The 1,299-nt window shown below is 42.0% G+C and carries 2 protein-coding genes; both read right to left on the bottom strand.

From position 1 onward, the window contains the following. On the bottom strand, positions 1-736 hold a 736-nt coding region (locus R7E00_RS23775; RefSeq protein ID WP_318124698.1), incomplete at its 3' end, for an ABC transporter substrate-binding protein. A gap of 351 nt (positions 737-1,087) precedes the next feature. After that, positions 1,088-1,299 (bottom strand): hypothetical protein (locus R7E00_RS23780; protein ID WP_318124701.1); only part of this gene is annotated, 212 nt, incomplete at its 5' end.

Below are 1,299 nucleotides of genomic sequence, written 5' to 3' on the forward strand. Positions count from 1 at the left end.
CATACCCGGACTGTTTTGTCGCTTTTGTATAGTAAGCAGATTGTAGTTCAAACTGACTGTCTTGGTTCACTTGGTGAATGAATGTGTTACCACGGATATCGCTAATGTAGCCTTCAGAGAAGTACAAAACGCTGTAATGGGTATTTTTCGGGAACTGCTTGCCAAACTCCACAGCGAGTTCACGACTGCCTTCAGCGTGATCGAAACCGACGTACATAAGAGGCTGTCGAGTTTCCCATTCACGGACTGGCGTCGTGATATTTTGCAAGATAAGTTTGGTTTTGGTGGAATCTAAAACATGTTCGACAAACTTACGATGTCGGGTCGTATCGAGTGTAAAAATTAAGTAGTCGGAATTGCTTTTTAGTGCTTCCATCAAAGAAAGGCTTTGTTGTTTGATATCGGCGTTCGGTCGCGTAAACACTTGATTGATTTGGTAACCAATATTGAGTTTATCTAAGCGCTTCTCAAACGCGTCGATGTTTCTTATCCAGTAATCGGAAATCTGCTGCCCTGGATAAACAACGGAGATTTTTAATGGGTGTCTTTTTTCAGGGGTAATAGGTACAGGATCGTCTCTCACGGCCGCAGCCAGAGCATCCGTTAAGTGTTTCTGTTCTGGGAATTCATTTAAGAATTCTTGATACGCCCAGTAGCCGTTAAGAACCTGAGAGGCTTGTGAAGCCGGAGACATGCCTACAATTGAAATCAGGGACAATACTAACGCTTTATTCATTTATTGCTCTTTTAGCTTTTTTTATTGAGCCTACTTCAGCTCTGTTTGTGACCTAGCCGAGTCATCCTATACTCTTGTAATCTACCTTCCACTGAGTGTTTGTTTCAATAGTAAATTTGTCTACTTGGAACAGAACATCGGGCCATTATGCGTCAGAATAGCCATACATGATATACCCAAAGTCCATATGGTATTCTGCTTTTATCTCAAGAAGCTTGGATGTATCAGGCTCAGCCGTATTAGTCAGCTGTATCAATAAATATAAATAAGCCGCCAATGTTGGCGGCTTATAAAAGACAATTGAAATTTAAGAATCCGAAAAACAGGCACTCAAACGGTCACGATGAACCGTTAACTTTGAGAGCAAGACTCAAACATCACTTGCTGATTGTCATCCACGGCAATCAAAGCTTTGAGTTCAACCAACTGCTCTTTCTTGCTCTTGGTTAGTTGTTTGATGAAATACTCAGCGCGCATTGCTGTTACTTTTGAGTCGAAGCTAGTCGACCACTCTAAAACAAGAGGCCCTTTACCCTTGAGCGCTTTTGCGCCTTTGCCAAGTT

Source organism: Vibrio sp. Vb1755 (assembly GCF_033338635.1).
Classification (GTDB): domain Bacteria; phylum Pseudomonadota; class Gammaproteobacteria; order Enterobacterales; family Vibrionaceae; genus Vibrio; species Vibrio alginolyticus.